Source organism: Aestuariivita sp., from assembly GCF_049276915.1.
In the GTDB taxonomy this organism is placed as follows: domain Bacteria; phylum Pseudomonadota; class Alphaproteobacteria; order Rhodobacterales; family Rhodobacteraceae; genus Aestuariivita.
The window spans coordinates 1-19173 of the sequence record NZ_JBASXK010000055.1; the positions used below are offsets into that span (position 1 = coordinate 1).

Genomic DNA, 19173 nt, shown 5'->3' on the forward strand with positions numbered 1-19173 from the left:
TAAAGCTTGCGCAGTCAAAGGTCAAGCAAAGCTGCGTCGTGATCTAGTCCGGCAGACCGGCACTGCGCAGACCGGCCTCGAACCGAGCCATCGCATCGGGATCGGAGATCTGGATAAAGCTTTTGGAGGTCAGCGACAGAGCCGACCGTGACAGCAGCCGCACATAAGAGGGCTCCATGTCGATCGCGCGCTCGAATTCGACATTGGCCCCGTCACATTGGCCCCGTGATGGTCGTGCAAATTCAATATCGCCTTCGACCAGAATGTCGCCCAGATTCACGCCCATGCGGAACCGAAGCGGCGCGGTCGCACCTGCCGTTTCCCGATTCATCGCCGTCTGGATTTCCACCGCGCAGTCGACCGCATCGACAACCGACGCGAATTCGGCGAAAAAACCGTCACCGGTGGTTTTGAACAATCGCCCGCGACAGCGCGCCAAAGCGGGTTTCACGACATCGCTGAGGACTGCGTTCAGCCGCGCACGCGTGCCTTCTTCATCCAGGCCGATCAGACGGGAATAGCCGACGATGTCAGCGGCAAGAATGGCTGCCAACCGACGTTCAGCGCGCGCGCTCTGTGAACATCCATCCGGTTAGGTCATTGCAACCGAATATTGCGCATCTTCGAACCAATTGCATCACAAAGATGCTGTGTCAGATCTGTTTGGCGACCTGAGTGAATTCCAGCTCGACCGGAGTTTCCCGGCCAAAGATCGACACAGTCACCTTCAGGCGCTGGTTGTCTTCGTCCACTTCCTCGACCATGCCGTCGAAATCCTCGAACGGGCCATCGGCCACTTTCACCTTCTCGCCGATCTCGAAGTGGATCAGGGTACGCGGTGTCTCTTCGCCTTCCTGAACGCGGTTCAGGATCTGGTTCACCTCGGCATCGCGCATCGGCATCGGACGCCCCTGCGGGCCCAGAAATCCAGTGACGCGGTTGATCGAGTTGATCAGGTGATACCCCTCATCCGACATCTCCATATGCACCAGAACATACCCGGGCATGAAGCGACGTTCGGTCGTGACTTTCTTGCCGCGACGGACCTCGATCACCTCTTCGGTCGGGACCAGAACTTCGTCGATCTGATCTTCAAGCTCCTGCTCTGCAACCGAAGTCCGGATTTGCTCGGCGATCTTCTTCTCGAAATTCGAGAGCACGCTGACCGAATACCACCGTTTCGCCATGTCTCATGCCGTCCTTCGTTGTGGCCATCCCGCCTGATGCGGGCTGGAGTATCTGCAATCTGGTTTCCCAAGAAAAAATCGGCGCGCAACTCGATTCGCCGCACGCCATTTCAGGGAATTCACGCGATCTAACCGCCAATTCTCAATTGATCAAGGCCGAAAACCCAAGTCAACCTTAGCCAAAGAAGCCCAGTATGCCCTGCAGACCGCTGCGGATCAGCAAGTCGACAAGGGCAAAGAACACCGCTGTCAGCGCCGCCATGATGAAGACCATCACACTCGTCAGCAGCACCTCACGGCGCGTTGGCCAGACGACCTTGGAGACTTCCGAGCGCACCTGCTGAACGAACTGGACGGGGTTGGTTTTGGCCATCGGGCGACATCCTTGCGATTTGTCAGCGCGACATAGCCGCTTGGTTCACTGAATTCAAGAGAGCGCAGCCGCCCCGTGGCGCAGGGCCATCGGGGCCTGCCCGGTTTCCCGGCGAAACATATGCGTCAGCGCTTCGGGCGAGCCATAGCCATAGCGCCGCGCCACCGCGTCTATCCGGTCACCGCGCGCCACATCCTGTCGCGCCAGCGCCAGACGCCATTGTCGCAGATAGGCCTGAGGCGAGGTTCCCACCGCCTCCCGAAACCGCGCGATAAAGCGGCTGCGCGACATGCCGGCCGCCCGGGCAAGGTCCTCGTTGCTCCAGCCCTGCCCCGGCTGGTCATGCATGGCCACCATGGCGCGCGCCAGTCTCTGGTCCGCCAGTCCGCCCAGCATCCCGCGGGGCACGTCCCCCACTTCGAGCCGCGCGCGCAACAGGCGCACGATCAGAACCTCGACCAGACGGCCAAGGACCGATGCCCCGCCGCAGCGTCGCGTGGCAACTTCGGACTGCATCAGCGCGATCACCGCGGCCAGCTCTGCGTCCTGATCCACCGGATGCGCCAGATCATCCGGCAGCGCCAGCGCCAGAGGCGAATCCGCCCCGCCGAAGTCGACATGGGCCTGCAAGAGGATCTGCCCAGCGGCGGCCCGCGGCAGCCCCTGCGATCTGGGCCGCAGATGCAACATGCGCCCCGCCGCCCCCTCAAGCACAAAGAGGTTCGCCTGCTCAACGCCGGCCAGATCCACATGCAGCGTAAAGCGCGACATCAAGGCCGACAGACGATCAATCGCAGCCACTTCAGTCCTTTCGATCAGATTATCGGGGTTTTCCCTATCATTAATACACGTACACCCGTTGCGATGCAACCAAACACAGGACCAGACCTCATGTTGATCCCTCGCCACAAGACACCTGACCTCACGCTGCCCCTTTTGGGTAGTGGCAGGTTTGACCTTGGCACCGAAGCCACCGAGCGCGGCACTGTCATCACGTTTTACCGTGGTCTGCATTGCCCGATCTGCGCCACCTATCTGAGCGAGTTGGAAAAGAGCGTGGACGCGTTTGCCGAGCGCGGCGTCAGCACCATCGCCGTCAGCACCGACGGGCAAGAGCGCGCCCAGGGCATGGCCGAAAAGATCGGGGCAGAAAAACTGCGCTTTGGCTATGATCTGAGCCTTGAGAAGGCGCGGGAATGGGGGCTTTACATCTCGACCAGTCGCGGCACGACATCCATCGGTATCGAGGAACCCGCACTGTTTGCCGAACCCGGCCTGTTCATGGTGACGCCCGAACAGACGCTCTATTACGGATCGGTTCAGACCATGCCCTTTGTGCGCCCGCATTTCTCGGAACTGGTCGGCGCGCTCGATTTCGCGATCAAGAACGCCTATCCGGCGCGCGGCGAATACACCGGCGCGCTGCCCGGCGCGGCGGCCTGACATCCTGCGAAAACAGGGTTCCCCACGGGGAACCCGCCCTGTTCTAGTCGGCTGACAGCAGCCAGGTGTTATCCGCGCTCAGACACCGTCGGCTGGCGGATTGGCTGCGCTTTTTTGCTTTACCTTCAGTGGTATGCACGAAGGACACGCATCTGGGACTGGTGTCCACGCGGGTGACTTCCACAACCCCGGAGGCTCCGGTCTTTTCATTGCTCCACTGCGCAGTTTCGCCGACTTTCACACCGGCCTTGGTGTAAAGCTCGGTCGCGGTCGCGGTGGCAATCTCGATATCTTCGGGCGTGAGGTTGGAATCCGACAGCATGCGTGACAATTGCGCGGAAGCCGGAAGCGCCAGCGTCGCGGCCAGGGCCCCGGCCAGGCACAGGCGGGTCAGCGAGAGAAAACCAAAGCTACGGATGCAAGCGGCCACGATGAAAATCCCCGTTCTGGATATCGGCACCGGTTCGGTGCTGTCTGGTGTGTCAGTTTAAACAGATCAGGCGGATGGGCAAGTCGCCTTGCCCGGCCGCGCTGCCCCTCGGGTTTGCGTCAAGCTTCCCAAGTGATCTGACCGCCACAGATCGTCACTGCCGCGCGCGCCGTGTCGATATCGGACAACTGCGTGGCTTCCAGATCCCGGTCCATGATGACGATATCCGCCAGAAGGCCCGGCACCAGACTGCCAAGACGGTGATCCTCATGCCCGGCATAGGCACCGCCCAGCGTATAGCCATGCAGCGCCTGCATCAGCGTCGAGGCATGATCCGGCAGACCCGGCTTCCAGGCCCGCCGCGCGATGGCCGCCTTGACGCTGCGCATCGGGTTCACATCGGCCACCGGCCAATCCGAGGCAAAGGCGATGGGCACGCCCTCGCGGCGCAAATCATCCAGGGGAAAAGCCCAGCGCCAACGCTCTTCACCGACACGGCTGATCCAGGGTTCAAGCGGAAAGTCCATGGCTCCGGGCGGATGGGACGGCTGCATCGAGGCCACGACCCCCAGTTCAACGAAGCGTGGCAGATCGTCGGGGTGCAACAGTTCGACATGTTCGATCCGGTGGCGGGAATCGCGCGCTCCATTCGCCTCGCGTGCCGCCTGATAGCCATCCAGCACATTGCGGATCGCCGCATCGCCGATCGCGTGCACGGCGATCTGCAGGCCGCGTCGGTCCGCTTCGATCGCGGCGGCGTGGAACCGTTCGGGCGTATGCAGAAGATCGCCCTTCCAGCCGGGCGTGTCGGCATAATCCTCGACCAATACGGCGGTCGCGCTGTCGATCACGCCATCCATGAACATCTTGACACGGCGCGAACTCAGCCGGTCGCTGGCGAATTCTTCGCGCAGCTGAGAGGCCTCTTGCAGGCTTTCGATCGGCTTGGACGGGGTCAGGTGAAACGGGATATCCGTGCGGCAGGTCAGACCGCCATCCGCCTCGATCTCGCGCAGCAGCTCCAGCTGATAGCGGTTGCCATCCATATTGTGCAGGCTGGTAAAGCCATAAGACGAACACAGTTTCAGACCTTCGAGCAGCACCGAGATATCTTCGGCCCTCTGCGCAGGCGTGAGATCGCCCTCGGGCTCCACCCCGCCAAGCCCAAGGCCCTCGCGCCCACCCGAGGAGCGCAGCTCCATGACGGGATCAAAGGCACCATGCTCGCGCAATTCGCCCGAGGCGGTGCCATCTGCGGCCATCACGATCTCGGAGCCGACCGACACCTCGCGGCCCTGCAGGATACCGGCGCGTTCCAACGCCACGGTGTTGGCCCAGGCGGTATGGTGGTCGCCTGCAAACAGGATCAGAGGTCGATCCGGGAGCGCGGCGTCCAGCATCTGACGTGTGGTTGCGACGCCTGAACCGAACAGGTTGTAATCGGCGGCCTTGCAGATCAGCAGCGCCTCGTCGGGATTGGCGCGGGCATAGGGCTGCACCTTGTCGCGCAGCGCATCCAGCCCGTGCACACCATCCAGCTGGCAGAGCCGCAGGCCAAAAGCCCCTGAAAACAGATGCAGATGCGCTTCGGTCATGCCCGGCATGACGGTGGCTTGCTGAGCGTCGATCCGGCGCGTGCTGCTATCGGCCAGGGCCAGAACATCTTCATTCGTGCCGACAGCCAGGATGCGATCCCCGGCGATGGCCAGAGCCTGGGCAAAGGGTGCGGCGTCATTCATCGTCAGGACGTGGCCGTTCAGAATGATCATGTCGGCGCGGCTCATTGTGCGGCCTCTTGTTTCTTCAAGGGCGAGCGCGCGGCGAACTGCGGCGTGAAGACAAGCGGCACAAGAGCGGCTGCATCTTTCTGCAGAATCTTTCGATGGGTGGTCAGAGGCATGTCGTCATCCTTGATGAATTCGAAGTATCGAGCGCTCCAGCGATCAAACACCAGATCGGCCAGAACCCCGGTGTCGGGTTCAGACCTGTTGAGCAATGCGATGTCATAGGCATTCAGAAAATCCACGATCAGGGCGCGCAGGGCGAGATCGTCAAAATCGAAACGGCGCTGGAATTCCGTTCCCGCGCGGCGGATATGGGCGGCCTCGGCATAGCGCCAGATGCGCTTTCCGGCGATGGCGATCGTCTTGTCCGTCATCGCGAACATCACCCCGGCGATGACCTCGTCAAAGGGGCAATCGGTCAGCATCATCTGCTGCAAGCTCTCGCTGCGGGCTTTCTCGGTTCCTTCGAAGACGATGGTGCTGAGAATGTTTTCCTTGGATCCGAAATAGTTGAACACCGTGGGAGGAGAGACCCCGGCGGCCTCGGCAATCGCGGTCACCGTCGTGGCGTCGATTCCATCGCGCGAGAACAGCCGTTCGGCGCATTTCAGAATCGTCTCGCGGCGCTCGGCCTTCTGCCTCTCACGCAAACCCGATTCGGCTGCTGCGGGTCTATTTTTCGAGACAGGCGATGCACACACGGGCAGTTGCTTTCGGATGATCGGATAATTTTAGTCTAATAAAAGTTTTGTGTTGACACAATGACTATTGGCGATGGCACTATCGCAGCAAGACATTCTGACGAGGCAAGACCGCAGCCACATGATCGAAATCCAAAATGTAACCAAAGTCTTTGGTGCCGGTGACAGTGCTTTTACAGCCCTCAGAGACGTCAGCGTTACGATTGCAGAGAATGAATTCTTTACCCTTCTGGGGCCTTCGGGCTGTGGCAAGACGACCTTGCTGCGCCTGATCGCGGGGTTTGAACCTCCGACGATGGGGGCGATCCTGCTGAGCGGGCGCGACATCTCGCGGCTGCCTCCGAACAAGCGTCCGGTGAACACGGTCTTTCAGAACTATGCGCTGTTTCCCCATATGAGCGTGGCGCAGAACATCGCCTTCGGGCTGGAGATGCTGGGCAAGCCCAAGGCCGAGGTCCAGTCCACCGTCGACGAGATGCTGCGGCTTGTGCGGATGGAAGAACTCAAGGACCGCCGCACCAGCGAAATCTCGGGCGGGCAGCAACAGCGCGTCGCGCTGGCCCGTGCCCTGGCACCGCATCCCGAAGTGCTGCTGCTGGATGAGCCGCTGTCGGCGCTGGATCTGAAACTGCGCAAGGAAATGCAGATCGAGCTGAAGCGTCTGCAAAGCGAAACCGGAATCACCTTTGTCTTTGTCACCCATGACCAGGAAGAAGCCTTGACGATGTCCGACCGGGTGGCCGTGATGAGCGCCGGGCGGATTCTGCAGATCGGCAGCCCGCAGGAAATCTATCAGCGCCCTGCCGAGCGTTTCGTGGCCAATTTCATCGGCGAGTCCAATTTCCTGGATGCCACGCTTGCCGGTGATGGGGTCACCCTGGCCGGTGACGACGCGACCTATCCGGTCAATCGCCCCGAGGGTGTGACCGACGGCAAGGTCAGCGTGCTGGTGCGGCCCGAACATATCGGGATCGGCGGCGACACCGGACTGAGCGCCAAGATGGAGACCATTGTCTATTCCGGCGAGGCGACTGTCGCACATCTGCGCCTGCCCGATGGCACCGCGATCAAGGCACGCCTGTCAAACACGCCCCAGGGCAGAGGTGATCTGCCCGCAGAGGGCGAGACAACCACCATCTCGATTGCCCCCGGCGCGATCACGGTCCTGCGGGATTGATGCCGATGAGCCAGCACAGCGCATATCGTCCCGGAGAGCTGGAGGCAGAAGCCCGCGCCGCCGATATCCGCAGCCGCTGGCTTTTGTCCCTGCCCGCCGTCGTGATCATCACCTGCGCGGCTGCCGGCCCGCTGCTTGTGATGCTGGTCTATTCGTTCCTGACGCCGGGCGAATTTGGCAATGTCGTCTGGGAATTCTCATTGGATGGCTGGTCCGGCACCCTGGTGCAGCGTGACATTTTCGATGACACGCTGATGTGGGCGGATGCGCATCTTTCGATCTTCTGGCGGTCCTTCTCGCTCTCGGTGATCACCACGATCCTGACCTTGATCTTTGGGGTGCCGACCGCGTGGTTCATCGCCACGCAGCCCCCCGGCAAGCGCGAGCTGTGGCTGTTTCTGATCACCGTTCCGTTCTGGACCAACCTTCTGGTGCGCACGATCGCCATTCAGGAACTGATCCGCAATGAAGGCGTGATCAACCTGGTGCTGCTCAAGCTGGGTGTGATCTCGCAGCCGATCCAGATGATGTTCACCGATTTCGCCATCGGGTTCGGCATGACCTATGTCTATCTGCCGCTGATGGTCCTACCGGTCTATGCCGCCGTGGACAAGCTGGATTTCCGCCTCGTGGAGGCCGCGCATGACCTTTATGCCAGCCGCTGGACAGCCTTTCGCCGGGTGATCCTGCCACTGATCAAACCCGGGATCATCGCGGGGTCCATTCTGGTGTTCATCCCGTCACTGGGTGCCTATGTGACGCCGCGCGTTCTGGGCGGGGGCAAGAACCTGATGTTCGGAAACCTGATCGAGCTGCAATTCGGCGCAGGGCGCAACTGGCCGCTGGGTGCGGCTTTGTCGATCATGCTGATGACTGCGGTGATGGTGGCCTTGATCTATTACGTCCGTGTCACATCAAGGGAGCGCGCAGATGGCTGATGCGACGACCACCCCGGTGTCAACGCCACAGGCACCGGCGCGCTATCGCAAGGGATATTCGGTGCGCACTTTGCCGGGCTTTGCGGTGGTGGCGCTGTTCACGATGTTTGTTCTTTATGCGCCGATTTCGATCCTCGTGGTGTATTCCTTCAACGAAGGCACCTCGCTGGCGATCTGGGAGGGGTTTTCGCTGCGCTGGTATCAGCAGGCGCTGGCGAACGAGGCCGTGCAGGATGCGGCGATCCGGTCCTTGTACCTGGCGTTCTGCGCCTCGACCGTCGGAACGATTGCGGCAACCATGGCGGCTTTGGCAACCACCCGGACACGGCATTTCCCCGGCAAGACGATGATTTACGCATTGATCAACCAACCGCTGATGGTGCCCGAGATCGTCACGGCCGTGGCGCTTCTGATCGTGTTTGCCGCGATCAAGGTCTGGACCGGCCATACGTCCATGATCTATCTGATCGTCGCGCATACCGCGTTTTGCGTGCCCTTTGCCTATCTGCCGATCCGCGCGCGTCTTGAGACGATGGACATGTCCTATGAGACGGCCGCGCAGGATCTTTATGCGTCGAAATCTCAGACCTTCCTCAAGGTGACCCTGCCGCTGATGTGGCCGGGCATCATTGCCGGTCTGATGCTGGCCTTTGTCATTTCGATGGACACGGTGGTGATCACCGAATTCGTCAAATCCGCCGGGCAGGAGACCCTGCCGACCTATATGTTGGGTCAGCTTCGTCGGGTGGTTACCCCTGAGGTCAACGCGATCTCGACGGTGATCCTGTTCGCCGGCGCGATCCTTGTCGCCCTGTTTTTCCGCCTGACCATGCGAAAGGGATGATGGCGCAAGTCGGCCGTCAGAGCCGATCGACATAATACGTAACCGACACCAAGGAGAGAAAACATGAAATCGACAATTCTCGCAGCCTCCGTCCTGGCGCTGTGTGCCAGTGGCGCGTTTGCCAAGGAACTGAACATTTACAACTGGGGGAACTATACGAACCCCGAACTGATCGAGAAATTCGAGGCCGAGACCGGCATCAAGGTCACGATCACCGACTATGACAGCAACGACACCGCACTGGCCAAGGTCAAGGCGGGCGGTCACGGCTTTGATATCGTCGTGCCGTCCCATTCCTATGTCCCGATCTGGGTGGGCGAAGGTCTTCTGATGGAAACCCGTCCTGACGAGATGGAGAATTTCAAGAACGTCGATCCCACCTGGGTCGATGTCGCATGGGATCCGGGCCGTCACTATACCGTGCCATGGCAGTGGGGCACGACCGGTGTGGTCGTGAACACCAAATACTATGATGGCGATATCAACACATCGGCCATCTTCATGGATCCGCCCGATGAGCTGAAAGGCAAGATCAACGTTGTCCCCGAGATGGGTGACATCATGGCGCTGGCGATCATGTATTACGGCGGCACACCCTGCACCGGCGACAAGGAAATCCTCCGGCAAGTGCGCGATGGTCTGGTCGAAGCCAAGAAGCATTGGCTGGGCATGGATTATGGGAACCTTGAAAAATTCGCCAAGGAAGATCTCTGGGCCGGCGTGAACTGGAACGGCTCGACGTTCCGGATGCGCCTGCAGAACGAGAACATCGCCTATGGCTATCCCAAGGAAGGCTATGTGGTGTGGATGGATTCGGTTGCCGTTCTTGCAGATGCCAAGAATGTCGAAGAAGCCAAGATGTTCCAGAACTTCATCATGGAGCCTGAGAACGCCGCGCTGATTTCGGCGTTTGCACGCTATGCCAACGGCATCACGGGTTCTGAAGACTTCATGCCCGAGGACATGAAGACCGCGCCCGAGATCGTCATCCCGGCCGAGTTGAAAGACAAGGGTGTGTTCAACCAGGCATGCCCGTCGGATGTTCAGGCGCTGTATACCCGCATCTGGACCGATCTGCAGAAGTAAGACCTGGACGGGGCACCGCACAGGTGCCCCGTTTTCATCTGAGTGTGTCTCATGACTGACAGTTACAAGAACTCCCAACAGCCGGCTCCGATCATGCAGGGTACCCCGGTGCCGCCGGAATGGCGGATCCCGCGGGATGGCTATGACCGCCCGCCATTCAATCGCTGGACCTTCCAGAACATGAGCCAGGTTGCTCTGAGCGCCGATGTGCAGCGCGCGGATACGGTCTGGGATATGCCGTCCGCATTGCAGGACGTGGACGATATCGCGTTCGAAACGGTCTCGGGCCAGCCCACCACATGGGCGGGAATGCTGGATGATACCTATACCGACGCCGCCCTGATCTGGCATGACGGGCGCATCATCGTCGAACAGTATTTCAACGGCATGACCCCAAGGTCGCGCCACATCATTTTCTCGATGTCAAAAAGCCTGACATCCACCGTCGCCGGGTGCCTGATCGCGGATGGTGCACTTGATCCCTCGGCACCGGTGACCGCCTATGTGCCCGAGCTGGCGCATACGGCCTGGAACGGAGCCACGGTTCAGCAGGTGCTGGACATGACAACAGGTACCGTCTTTGACGAGACCTATGACAGCCCGCTGGCGCATGTCTGGAAGCTGGATATCGCCGCCGGGTTGCGCACACCGCCGCCCGAAATGCCCCCCGACGAGGTGCCCGCCACGATGTGGGACCTGATCCAGTCCCTGACCGAGGCCGAGGCCGCGCATGGCGCGCGGTTTTCCTATCGCTCGATCGAGACCGAGGTGTTGTCGACAATCATGGAACGCGCCACCGGGCAGCAGTTCGTACCGATGATGTCCCAGCGGCTTTGGGGGCCGATGGGGGCCGAGGAAGACGGCTTTTTCGTGGTCGACCGCGCCGGCTTTGCCATGTCGGATGGCGGGTACAATGCCACGCTGCGCGACATGGCGCGGTTTGGCCGGCTGATGCTGGAAGATGGCACCCGCGATGGCCGCCAGATCGTACCGCGTGCCTGGATCGAGGATGTCCGCAGGGGCGATCACGGTCTGTTTGATGATGACCACCGCGTGGCGTTTCCCAATGGCCGGTACCGCAACATGTTCTGGATTCCGGACCGGGACAGACCTGCGCATATGTGCCTTGGTATTCATGGTCAGCACGTTCTGATTGATCCGGAGCGCGCTCTGGTCGCGGTGAAACTGTCCAGCTGGCCCGTCGCCCTGAGCGATGACGGCTATTTGGGCGACTGGATGAATGGCGTCGATGCGGTCGTTGCCGCGCAATCGTGAAGGAAACATGATGTTTGAAGAACTGCTTTATCTGTCTGCGACCGAAACCATGCGCCGGTTTGCCGACAAAACCCTGTCGCCCGTCGAGCTGCTGGATGCCCAGATCGCCCGCGCCGAGGCGACGGCCGAGACCGTCAACGCCTTTACCTACACCCATTTCGACGAAGCCCGCGAGCTGGCCAAACAAGCCGAGGCACGCTGGAACAAAGGAGAGCCATCGGGCTGTCTGGACGGCCTGCCAGTCGCGATCAAGGACGAAAGCCATATCGCGGGCAAACCCACGTCGAGCGGGTCCTTGATCATGAAGGACTTCGTGGCCGAGAAAACATCACCCATGAACGAGCGCATCCTGGCCGAGGGGGCGATTGTACATGCGCGCACGGCGACGCCCGAGTTTTCCTGTGCCGGCGTCACCTGGACAGATCTTTGGGGGGTCACGCGGAACCCGTGGAATCTGGAAAAGACGCCGGGGGGATCTTCGGGGGGGTCGGCCGCTTCGCTTGCCCTCGGGACGTCGTCTCTGGCCACGGGATCGGATATCGGCGGTTCGATCCGCATCCCGGCGTCCTGCTGCGGTCTGGTGGGATACAAACCGCCCTATGGGCGCAATCCGGATGATACGCCGTTCAACCTGGATTTCTATTGCCACACCGGCCCGTTGGCACGGTCTGTCTCGGATGCGATCCTGTTGCAGAACATCATGTGCGGCCCGCACCCTATGGATATCTCGACGATCTATCCGAAACTGACCCTGCCGACGGACTATCCCAATATCAAGGGCTGGAAAATCGCGCTATCCATGGACCTTGGCAGCTTTGAGGTGGATGCGGATGTGCGACGCAATACCCTTGCCGCCGCTGACATCTTTCGCAGTCTGGGCGCCACGGTAGAAGAAGTCGATATCGGCTGGGGTCCCGAGGTGTTGGACGGCTGCATGGCCTATCTGAACCATCTGTTCGGCGGTGCCTTGTCGCAAGACCTGGAGGAGTACGGCGATATCATGACCACCTATTGCCGCGACTTTGCCAAGAAGGCGCTGAGCTCGACCGCGAGCGACTTTGTCGACAGTCTGGTCGTGGCAGGTGAAGCCTACAAGAAACTGGGGCCTCTGTTGCAGTCCTATGACTGTCTGATCTGCCCCACCAACGCCCTGCCTGCGGTGAACGCCGATTTCGACCCGTCAAAGGACAGCGTTCACATCAATGGGGTCGAGGTCCGCCCGGAACTGGGCTGGGTCATGACAACGCCCTTCAACATGATGAGCCGGTGTCCGGTTGTCTCGGTTCCGTCTGGCTTCGCCTCAAACGGAGTGCCGACGGGGCTGCAGATCATCGCGCCGACCTATCGGGACGAGATCGTGTTTCAGGCGGCCATGGCGTTCGAGGCGGCCTCGGGCGGGTGGTTCGCCACCAAGGCCGATCGGCCGAAACTCTGACCGCGCGCGCGACGCGACGGATCGGTATCCGGCACCAAGAACGGGATGCACCCTGCACGATATGCCGGTGCAATTGACAACACGTTCCCTGGAACGAATGATCGGGCACATGTCGATCCTGACGGTCAACACACGGATATTTGAAGAATGAGCTCGACGGTCTGGGCTCTGTCCTTGCTGGTTGTGCATCTTTCGGTGCAACTGCTGTTCCTGCGGCGTGCCTTGTTGCGCCCCCATCGCGAGCCATCTGCGCGGATTGCCTGGGTGCTTATCATCCTGGCGCTGCCAGCCATCGGGATGCTGAGCTATTTCCTGTTCGGCGAAACGAATATCGGGCGCAAGCAGGTCGCGCGATACAGGAAAGTATCGGACCGCTTTGCAAAGCTGGCATCAAGCGATGGGCAAACCAGTGATACGCTCAAGATTGATCCGGCAAATGCTCACCTGTTTGCGGCAGGCCATTCGATTGATGGTTTCAATCCGGTTGGTGGCAACACCGCTGAGCTGATGGCGGATTCGCATGCCACGATCGATACCATGGTCGCGGACATTGATGCCGCCGAGCAGACGGTTCATCTTCTGTTTTACATCTGGCTGACCGATACGAACGGTCTGAAGGTCGTGGAGGCGGTCAAGCGCGCAGCCAGTCGGGGTGTGACTGTGCGTGCCATGGCGGATGATATCGGATCGCGCGCGCTGATACGCTCAGCCTATTGGGGTGACATGGAAAAGGCCGGTGTGCGCCTTGTGCGGGCACTGCCCGTGAGCAACCCGTTCCTGCATCCGATCCGGGGCCGCATTGATCTGAGGAACCATCGCAAGATCGTCGTCATCGACAATCGCCTGACATATTGCGGCAGCCAGAACTGCGCCGACCCGGAATTCAGGGTCAAGGCCAAATACGCGCCCTGGGTGGATCTGATGGTGCGCTTTGAGGGCCCGATCGCACTGCAGAACCAGAGGTTGTTCCTGCAGGACTGGTTGTCCCATACCGAGGAAGAGATGCCGGAACTGGAGAGCACCGCATGGAGCAGTTCCAAACCGGGCGGCATTGTCGCGCAGGCCATTGGTACTGGTCCCACTGTGCGCTCGTCCGCAATGCCGGAATTGTTCGAAACGCTCATGCATGCCGCCCGCGAAACATTGACGGTGACCACGCCCTATTATGTGCCCTCGGAGGCAATGCATTCAGCCCTTTGTGCCGCTGGCCGCAGGGGGGTGGATACCAGGCTGGTTCTGCCGGCGCGCAACGACTCGTGGGTCGTGGCGGCGGCCAGCCGGAGTTATTACGTAGAGCTGGTAGAGGCCGGTGTACGCATCTTTGAGTACACCGAAGGTCTGCTGCACGCGAAAACGCTGACCCTTGATCAGGAAATTGCCCTGATAGGCTCGGCCAATCTGGATCGCAGAAGTTTCGATCTGAACTATGAAAACAACATCCTGATCCAATCCAGCGACCTGGCGTTGAAGCTGCGAGAGCGCCAGCAGGATTACATCGCCAGTTCACAAGAAGTGCATATGGAAACCATCGTCGCCTGGGGCCACAGGCGGCATCTTTGGAACAACGCGGTGGCGATGTTCGGACCGGTTCTCTAGCGCCTGTCACCGCGACGGCAGCGGCGCCCCGGAGGCCGGGGCGGTGCGCGTCATGTGGTGCTGGATAAGGCTGGCAGGGGCAGCAGGGTTCGAACCCGCGACCTACGGTTTTGGAGACCGTCGCTCTACCAGCTGAGCTATACCCCTAAAAGCCAAGACGGTGATTAAGCGGGCACGTGGCGCTTTGCAAGGGGTTTTCGACCCTGTCACGCGGCAGAGCGCGGCGCGGCATATGAGGGGCTTTGCACCACACCCGTGTCAAAGAGCTGTGCAATCTCGGTATCGCTCAGGCGGGCCACATCACCCAGAATTTCTTCTGTATGCGCACCCAGCACAGGCGCTGGTTCCGGCGGCGTGCGCGGATGGGCCGAGAATGAGGTCGGCAGTCCCGGCACGGGAAAGATGCCAAGCCCGGGCTGCATCAGGTTGGTGAACATCGGGTTGTCGGTGGAAAGATCCGGATCTTGCCGCACCGCCTCGCGGGTTGTGCGGAACTCGGACCAGGTCAGGCCGGAGGCGTTGAAATCACCTGCGAACTCTTCCACGCGGCGTGCAGCGAACCATGGCGAAAGAATCGCCGTGATCTCATGGCGCAGGGTCCAGCGCACGCCCTCATCGCGCAGGTTTGCGCAGGTGCGCCGGCCCAGCTCGGCCATCGCGTCTTCGGTGCCGGTGGCCTTGACCAGACCGGCCCATTGGCGCGAGGTCAGGCCGATCACCATGACGCGGCGTCCGTCCGCGCAGACGAAATCCTGCCCATATGCGCCATAAAGCGCATTGCCGGATTTCCCGCGTTCTTGCGTGTTCAGCACCGCATCCCCGATCATGCCCAGATGACCGATGGTGGCAGCGGCCACGTCCTTGAGCGAAAGCTCGACGTCCTGACCCTTGCCGGTTTTCAGGCGATGACGCTCTGCTGCCAGAAGCGACGAGACAACCAGATTTCCCGCAATCAGATCCCAGGCCGGAACTGCGCTGGCCACCGGGTCTGCATGCCCCTCGGGACCTGTGATGTCGGGAATTCCCAGGGCCGGGTTCACGGTGTAATCCACTTGCGGGCGCCCATGACGGTCCCCCATCAGCGTGACCATGATCAGATCCTCACGAAACTGGCTGAGCGTGGGATAATCCATCCAGCCGCGCACCCGCAGGTTGGTCAGAAACAAGCCCGCATCGTCGCCGGGTGCGGTGATGATCTGCGTGATCAACTCGCGCCCGCGCTCTGACTTCATGTCCACCGCGATCGAGCGCTTGCCCTTGTTCAGGCCCGCCCAGAACAGGCTTTGGCCGCTTGGTGCAACCGGCCAGCGGTCAGCGTCCAGCCCGCCGCCGATGCGGTCAAAGCGGATCACGTCTGCGCCCATCTGAGCCAGTGTCATCCCCGCCAGCGGAACCGCGACAAAGGCAGAGCCTTCGACCACCCGCATACCATTGAGAATTCCGGTCATATCTGATCCTCCCAGATCGCTTTGGCCTGCATGCCCTGATACTGTGCCCCGTCCTCGGTGACTGCCGTGCAAAGGGTCAGCCCCTGATCGTCTGCCTGCGCCCCGATCAGGTGCAATTCCTGACCGACAAAGACCGGGTGCACCCCCCGGAACGAGAACTGATCCGGGCAACGCCCGGCATGGCGGGTGGCGGCGTCGATCAGCAGGTTTGCCTGCGACGGCCCGTGCACCACCAGACCGGGGTAATGTTCGATCTCTTGCGCATAAGGCACATCGTAGTGAATGCGATGCGCATTGAAGGTGAGCGCCGAATAGCGAAACAGCAAAGGCGGCGTGGTCTCGTAAGCTGTGGCGAAAACCGGATCGACAGGAACATCCTGCCTGCGCGGAGGCTGAAACCTGTCGCCGATGGCAAGATAGACGATATCCTGTTGCTCGCGGATGGCGAGACCGGCCTCGCCCGAGATTTCATGATCGACGGTGACGAATACCATCGCACCGGCGGCACCTTCTTTTTCGACCACCTTGCGAATGACCGAGCGCCGGGTCAGGGCCTCACCCACGTGCAAAGCGGCGTGAAAGCTCAGGCTGCCACCTGCCCACATGCGGCGCTCCAGCCGGACCGGCGGAAGAAAGTCGCCAAGAGGCGGATGGCCGTCGCGGCCCAGCTCTCCGGTGGGGGTCGAGGGCAAGAAAGCGAACCAGTGCCACAAAGGGGGCATCGGGTCACCGGGGTGCAACTGTTGTTGCGCGCCGCCGAATGTCGCCTGAGCCATGGCCGCCAGCTGCGCGCTCAGACCGCCTTGCCGTGTCTCGGTCCGGCTCTCCCACGCGGATAGGTTCATCTGGTCCATACGCACTCTTGCATCGTCAATTTCGGTGGATGTTGTTACCATAATGTCGAGCGTTCAGGGAAAAAATCAATGTTTTTTAATGGGTTAGCAGGATACCAAGGTATACCGAACGCCGTTGCTGCATCTGCACATCCCGGCAGAGGCCTGCCAGCGCTGAGAATTTTCACTTCAGTTTGCAGTTGCAGCGAAATCCGTTTTTCACATGTTTTTGCAGCATGCGAGTGTACACAAGGCTGGAAACCGGGTTATCGCACAATTGCGCCGACGCTCAGGGTCGCTAAAAGAGGTCCGAATCCTCATTGCGGACCATTCGATGCCGAGTTTGCGCAAACGCATAGCTGATCACCCCGGGGTGAACCGTTGGACGGAAGACCGTCTGGCGGGCTATGTGCGATTTGCCCATCGCACATCGCAGATCGACCGCGTGGGCTTTGAAGAGATGGATGCCTGCGTGGCGCGCGGCGAGCCGATCATCATGGCCTTGTGGCATCAGCGCCTGGTGATGGCCGGTTACATGTTTCCTGTCGCGCTTGGCCCGATCTCATCGCTGACCACATCGGCGCGCGCGGGGCGGCTTGCGGGGCAGCTGTTGAACAGGTTCGGCTATGACACCGTGCCGATGTCGAGCCACAAGCGCCATGTGACGCTGTCGCGCGAGGTGCTGCGCCGGATCAGGGCGGGTTCGTCCATCGGGATCGCAGTGGACGGGCCGGGAGGACCTGCGCGGGTGGCCTCGACCGTGCCGCTGATGTGGGCGCGGGTATCGGGCTGCCGGATGTTTGCCGTCTCATTCGCGGCCGATCGCGTGATCAAGCTGCCCACCTGGGACAAGCTGATCTTGCCCATGCCCTGGAGCCGGGGTGTGCTGACCTGTCAGGAATGGAATGGCCGGATCGACCGGGATGCGGATGAGGCCGAGATCGAGCGCCAGCGCCTGAGCCTTGAAGCGACGATCGATGCGGTAACCGATGACGGCGATCGCCGGGTTGGCCGCAAGATCAAGCCCCTGCCCAAACTCCCCCGCCGCTAGGGCACCTGCCTGCAGTCGGGCTGGGCTATGCGCTTTTGCGCAGGAACCGAATGGCCAGGGCGATGGCGGCTGTCATCAAGCCAAGACCATAGCCGATCCAGACACCGCCCGGTCCCATCTCCAGCCAGATGCCCAGAAGATAGGCAAGCGGCAGGGCGATCACCCAGTTGGCCAGTATCGACACACCCGCCGGCACGAGGTTGTCGGACATGCCACGCAAGGCACCCATCGCCGTGGACTGGATACCATCGGCCACCTGCATCAATGCCACGCTCAGGAAGACAACGCTGGCAACGGCGATCACCTCGGGGTCATCTGACAAGGCCAAGGCAATGTCGCGCCGCCACAGGATCAAGAGGCCAGCCACCAGCGCCATCCAGGCGACAACCGAGCCGATGGCTCCCAGTCCGATGGCGCGCGTGCGATCGTGCTGCCCGGCCCCGACCACTTGCGCGATGCGGATACCGACAGCGGCGGCCATGCCAAGCGGCAGCATGTAGAGAATCGAACCGATGGAGCCTACCATCTGGTTCGCCGCCAGCGCGGCCGCCCCCAGCCATCCCAGCATGATGCCCACGACCGCATAGGCCAGACCTTCCCCGGTATAGGTCAGCGCAACCGGCCAGCCTTGGCTGAGCAAAGCACGCATGGTCCTGAGCGACAGCCGCGCAGGCGCGCGATAGGGGGCCATGCTGCGCGCGCGGATCCAGTAGAGCCAGGCGCACAGCAAGGCAAAACTCTGCGCGAAAAGACTGGCAAGCCCGGCCCCCAACAGACCAAGCTCTTCCCAGGGGCCAAGCCCGTAGATCAGCAGCCAGTTCAGCGGGATGTTGACCAAAACGCCGATGAGGGCAAAGGCGGTGCCCATCCATGGACGCTCGATTGCCTCGAACAGGCCTTTGATCAGGTACAGCGCGGAAAACGGCACAAGCAGACAGGCCATCGCGATCCAATAGGGCAGCAGGATCGCCAGAACCTGTGGCGGCTGGCCCAGCAGGTGCAAGACCGGGAACAGCAGGATCATCCCCGCCGCAGCGCACAGCCCTGCAAGCGCGGCAAGAGCCAGACCGTTGCGCAGCCGGGCCGAAACCAGATCAGGCTCATCACTGCCGCTGGCCTGCGCCATCAGGATGCTGGCCACCGCGATCAGCCCATAAAGGGCGGCCAGAAAGATGGTCAGAATACTGGAGGTCAGCCCTGCCGCTGCGAGAGGTTCAGTGCCGAGCGGCGCAATCATGATCGTGTCGACAAGCCCGATCAGGGTTGCCGCCGCAAGCCCGACGATGATGGGAAATGCAAGCCCGAATGTCCGGGGCATTTCGCTCAGAACCCTGCGCAGCAATCCGGGTGGGGCGGTCATGAGATCAACTGTCCGGATCAAGTTGCGCAAGGGCTGTTACAAGAATGGCCGCCCTGACGGACGGCCATTGATGAACTCTAGCACAGGCTCCGGGCGATTTTTTGGGAAATCGCCCTGCCCGTCTGCGGTGTCAAAATCAGTCGGTGATTTTGGACACAACTCCGGCACCAACCGTGCGGCCACCTTCGCGGATGGCAAAGCGCAGGCCTTGT

General features: G+C 61.1%; 20 protein-coding genes and 1 tRNA gene. 9 read left to right on the top strand and 12 right to left on the bottom strand.

The annotated features are described in order from the left end of the window. Positions 1–43: 43 nt before the first annotated feature. The 4 genes from WAO69_RS05945 to WAO69_RS05960 form a co-directional block, all read right to left on the bottom strand. The gene (locus WAO69_RS05945; protein ID WP_422177135.1) at positions 44–553 is read right to left on the bottom strand and encodes an adenylate/guanylate cyclase domain-containing protein; all 510 of its coding nucleotides are present in this window, start codon (positions 551–553) and stop codon (positions 44–46) included. 100 nt (positions 554–653) lie between these two features. Next, positions 654–1187 carry a transcription termination/antitermination protein NusG gene (gene nusG, locus WAO69_RS05950; protein ID WP_422177136.1) on the bottom strand — a complete coding sequence of 178 codons (534 nt, stop codon included), beginning with the start codon at positions 1185–1187 and terminating at the stop codon, positions 654–656. Positions 1188–1362: 175 nt separating this feature from the next. Continuing rightward, a complete protein-coding gene (secE, locus tag WAO69_RS05955) occupies positions 1363–1560 on the bottom strand; it encodes a preprotein translocase subunit SecE (protein WP_422177137.1) in 198 nt (65 codons plus the stop codon). 54 nt (positions 1561–1614) lie between these two features. Beyond that, positions 1615–2361, bottom strand: a complete 747-nt coding sequence (locus WAO69_RS05960; protein WP_422177138.1) for an AraC family transcriptional regulator — start codon at positions 2359–2361, stop codon at positions 1615–1617. A gap of 90 nt (positions 2362–2451) precedes the next feature. On the opposite strand from WAO69_RS05960, the gene WAO69_RS05965 reads away from it, so the two are divergent. Further along, complete coding sequence (locus WAO69_RS05965) at positions 2452–3003, top strand: peroxiredoxin-like family protein (protein WP_422177139.1); 552 nt, start codon at positions 2452–2454, stop codon at positions 3001–3003. 43 nt (positions 3004–3046) lie between these two features. Here WAO69_RS05965 and WAO69_RS05970 read toward each other — a convergent pair whose 3' ends face one another. The 3 genes from WAO69_RS05970 to WAO69_RS05980 form a co-directional block, all read right to left on the bottom strand. Next, the gene (locus WAO69_RS05970; protein WP_422177140.1) at positions 3047–3463 is read right to left on the bottom strand and encodes a hypothetical protein; all 417 of its coding nucleotides are present in this window, start codon (positions 3461–3463) and stop codon (positions 3047–3049) included. Between the two features lie 89 nt (positions 3464–3552). Next, on the bottom strand, positions 3553–5217 hold the full coding sequence (locus WAO69_RS05975) for an amidohydrolase (protein ID WP_422177141.1): 1665 nt from the start codon (positions 5215–5217) through the stop codon (positions 3553–3555). Beyond that, positions 5214–5867 carry a TetR/AcrR family transcriptional regulator gene (locus tag WAO69_RS05980; protein ID WP_422177142.1) on the bottom strand — a complete coding sequence of 218 codons (654 nt, stop codon included), beginning with the start codon at positions 5865–5867 and terminating at the stop codon, positions 5214–5216. The genes WAO69_RS05975 and WAO69_RS05980 overlap by 4 nt, the downstream gene beginning before the upstream one ends. Positions 5868–6039: 172 nt before the next feature. On the opposite strand from WAO69_RS05980, the gene WAO69_RS05985 reads away from it, so the two are divergent. The 7 genes from WAO69_RS05985 to cls all read left to right on the top strand — a co-directional run bounded on the left by WAO69_RS05985 (position 6040) and on the right by cls (position 14269). Continuing rightward, a complete protein-coding gene (locus WAO69_RS05985; RefSeq protein WP_422177143.1) occupies positions 6040–7095 on the top strand; it encodes an ABC transporter ATP-binding protein in 1056 nt (351 codons plus the stop codon). 5 nt (positions 7096–7100) lie between these two features. Beyond that, positions 7101–8033, top strand: a complete 933-nt coding sequence (locus tag WAO69_RS05990; protein WP_422177144.1) for an ABC transporter permease — start codon at positions 7101–7103, stop codon at positions 8031–8033. Continuing rightward, a complete protein-coding gene (locus tag WAO69_RS05995) occupies positions 8026–8877 on the top strand; it encodes an ABC transporter permease (RefSeq protein WP_422177145.1) in 852 nt (283 codons plus the stop codon). The genes WAO69_RS05990 and WAO69_RS05995 overlap by 8 nt, the downstream gene beginning before the upstream one ends. Before the next feature lie 63 nt (positions 8878–8940). Beyond that, positions 8941–9963, top strand: coding sequence for an extracellular solute-binding protein (locus tag WAO69_RS06000; RefSeq protein WP_422177146.1), 1023 nt, complete (start codon positions 8941–8943; stop codon positions 9961–9963). Positions 9964–10014: 51 nt separating this feature from the next. Beyond that, positions 10015–11238, top strand: a complete 1224-nt coding sequence (locus WAO69_RS06005; protein WP_422177147.1) for a serine hydrolase domain-containing protein — start codon at positions 10015–10017, stop codon at positions 11236–11238. A 10-nt stretch (positions 11239–11248) separates the two neighbouring features. Continuing rightward, positions 11249–12673, top strand: coding sequence for an amidase (locus WAO69_RS06010; RefSeq protein WP_422177148.1), 1425 nt, complete (start codon positions 11249–11251; stop codon positions 12671–12673). A 147-nt stretch (positions 12674–12820) separates the two neighbouring features. Next, positions 12821–14269 (top strand): cardiolipin synthase, encoded by a 1449-nt coding sequence (cls, locus tag WAO69_RS06015; RefSeq protein ID WP_422177149.1) that lies wholly within the window; start codon positions 12821–12823, stop codon positions 14267–14269. Positions 14270–14340: 71 nt separating this feature from the next. Here the strand turns inward: cls and WAO69_RS06020 are convergent. The 3 genes from WAO69_RS06020 to WAO69_RS06030 form a co-directional block, all read right to left on the bottom strand. Then, a tRNA-Trp gene (locus WAO69_RS06020) sits at positions 14341–14416 on the bottom strand. Between the two features lie 59 nt (positions 14417–14475). Beyond that, positions 14476–15717 carry a CoA transferase gene (locus tag WAO69_RS06025; protein WP_422177150.1) on the bottom strand — a complete coding sequence of 414 codons (1242 nt, stop codon included), beginning with the start codon at positions 15715–15717 and terminating at the stop codon, positions 14476–14478. Then, the gene (locus WAO69_RS06030) at positions 15714–16562 is read right to left on the bottom strand and encodes an FAS1-like dehydratase domain-containing protein (protein WP_422177151.1); all 849 of its coding nucleotides are present in this window, start codon (positions 16560–16562) and stop codon (positions 15714–15716) included. The genes WAO69_RS06025 and WAO69_RS06030 overlap by 4 nt, the downstream gene beginning before the upstream one ends. 361 nt (positions 16563–16923) lie before the next feature. Here WAO69_RS06030 and WAO69_RS06035 point away from each other — a divergent pair, with 361 nt between their 5' ends. Then, complete coding sequence (locus WAO69_RS06035) at positions 16924–17601, top strand: lysophospholipid acyltransferase family protein (protein ID WP_422177152.1); 678 nt, start codon at positions 16924–16926, stop codon at positions 17599–17601. Positions 17602–17626: 25 nt separating this feature from the next. Here the strand turns inward: WAO69_RS06035 and WAO69_RS06040 are convergent, their stop codons facing one another. Both WAO69_RS06040 and WAO69_RS06045 read right to left on the bottom strand, forming a co-directional pair. Then, entirely contained in the window at positions 17627–18961 is a 1335-nt protein-coding gene (locus WAO69_RS06040) for an MATE family efflux transporter (RefSeq protein ID WP_422177153.1), read from the bottom strand. Positions 18962–19097: 136 nt separating this feature from the next. Further along, positions 19098–19173: hypothetical protein (locus WAO69_RS06045; protein ID WP_422177154.1), on the bottom strand; the 76-nt coding region annotated here is incomplete at its 5' end.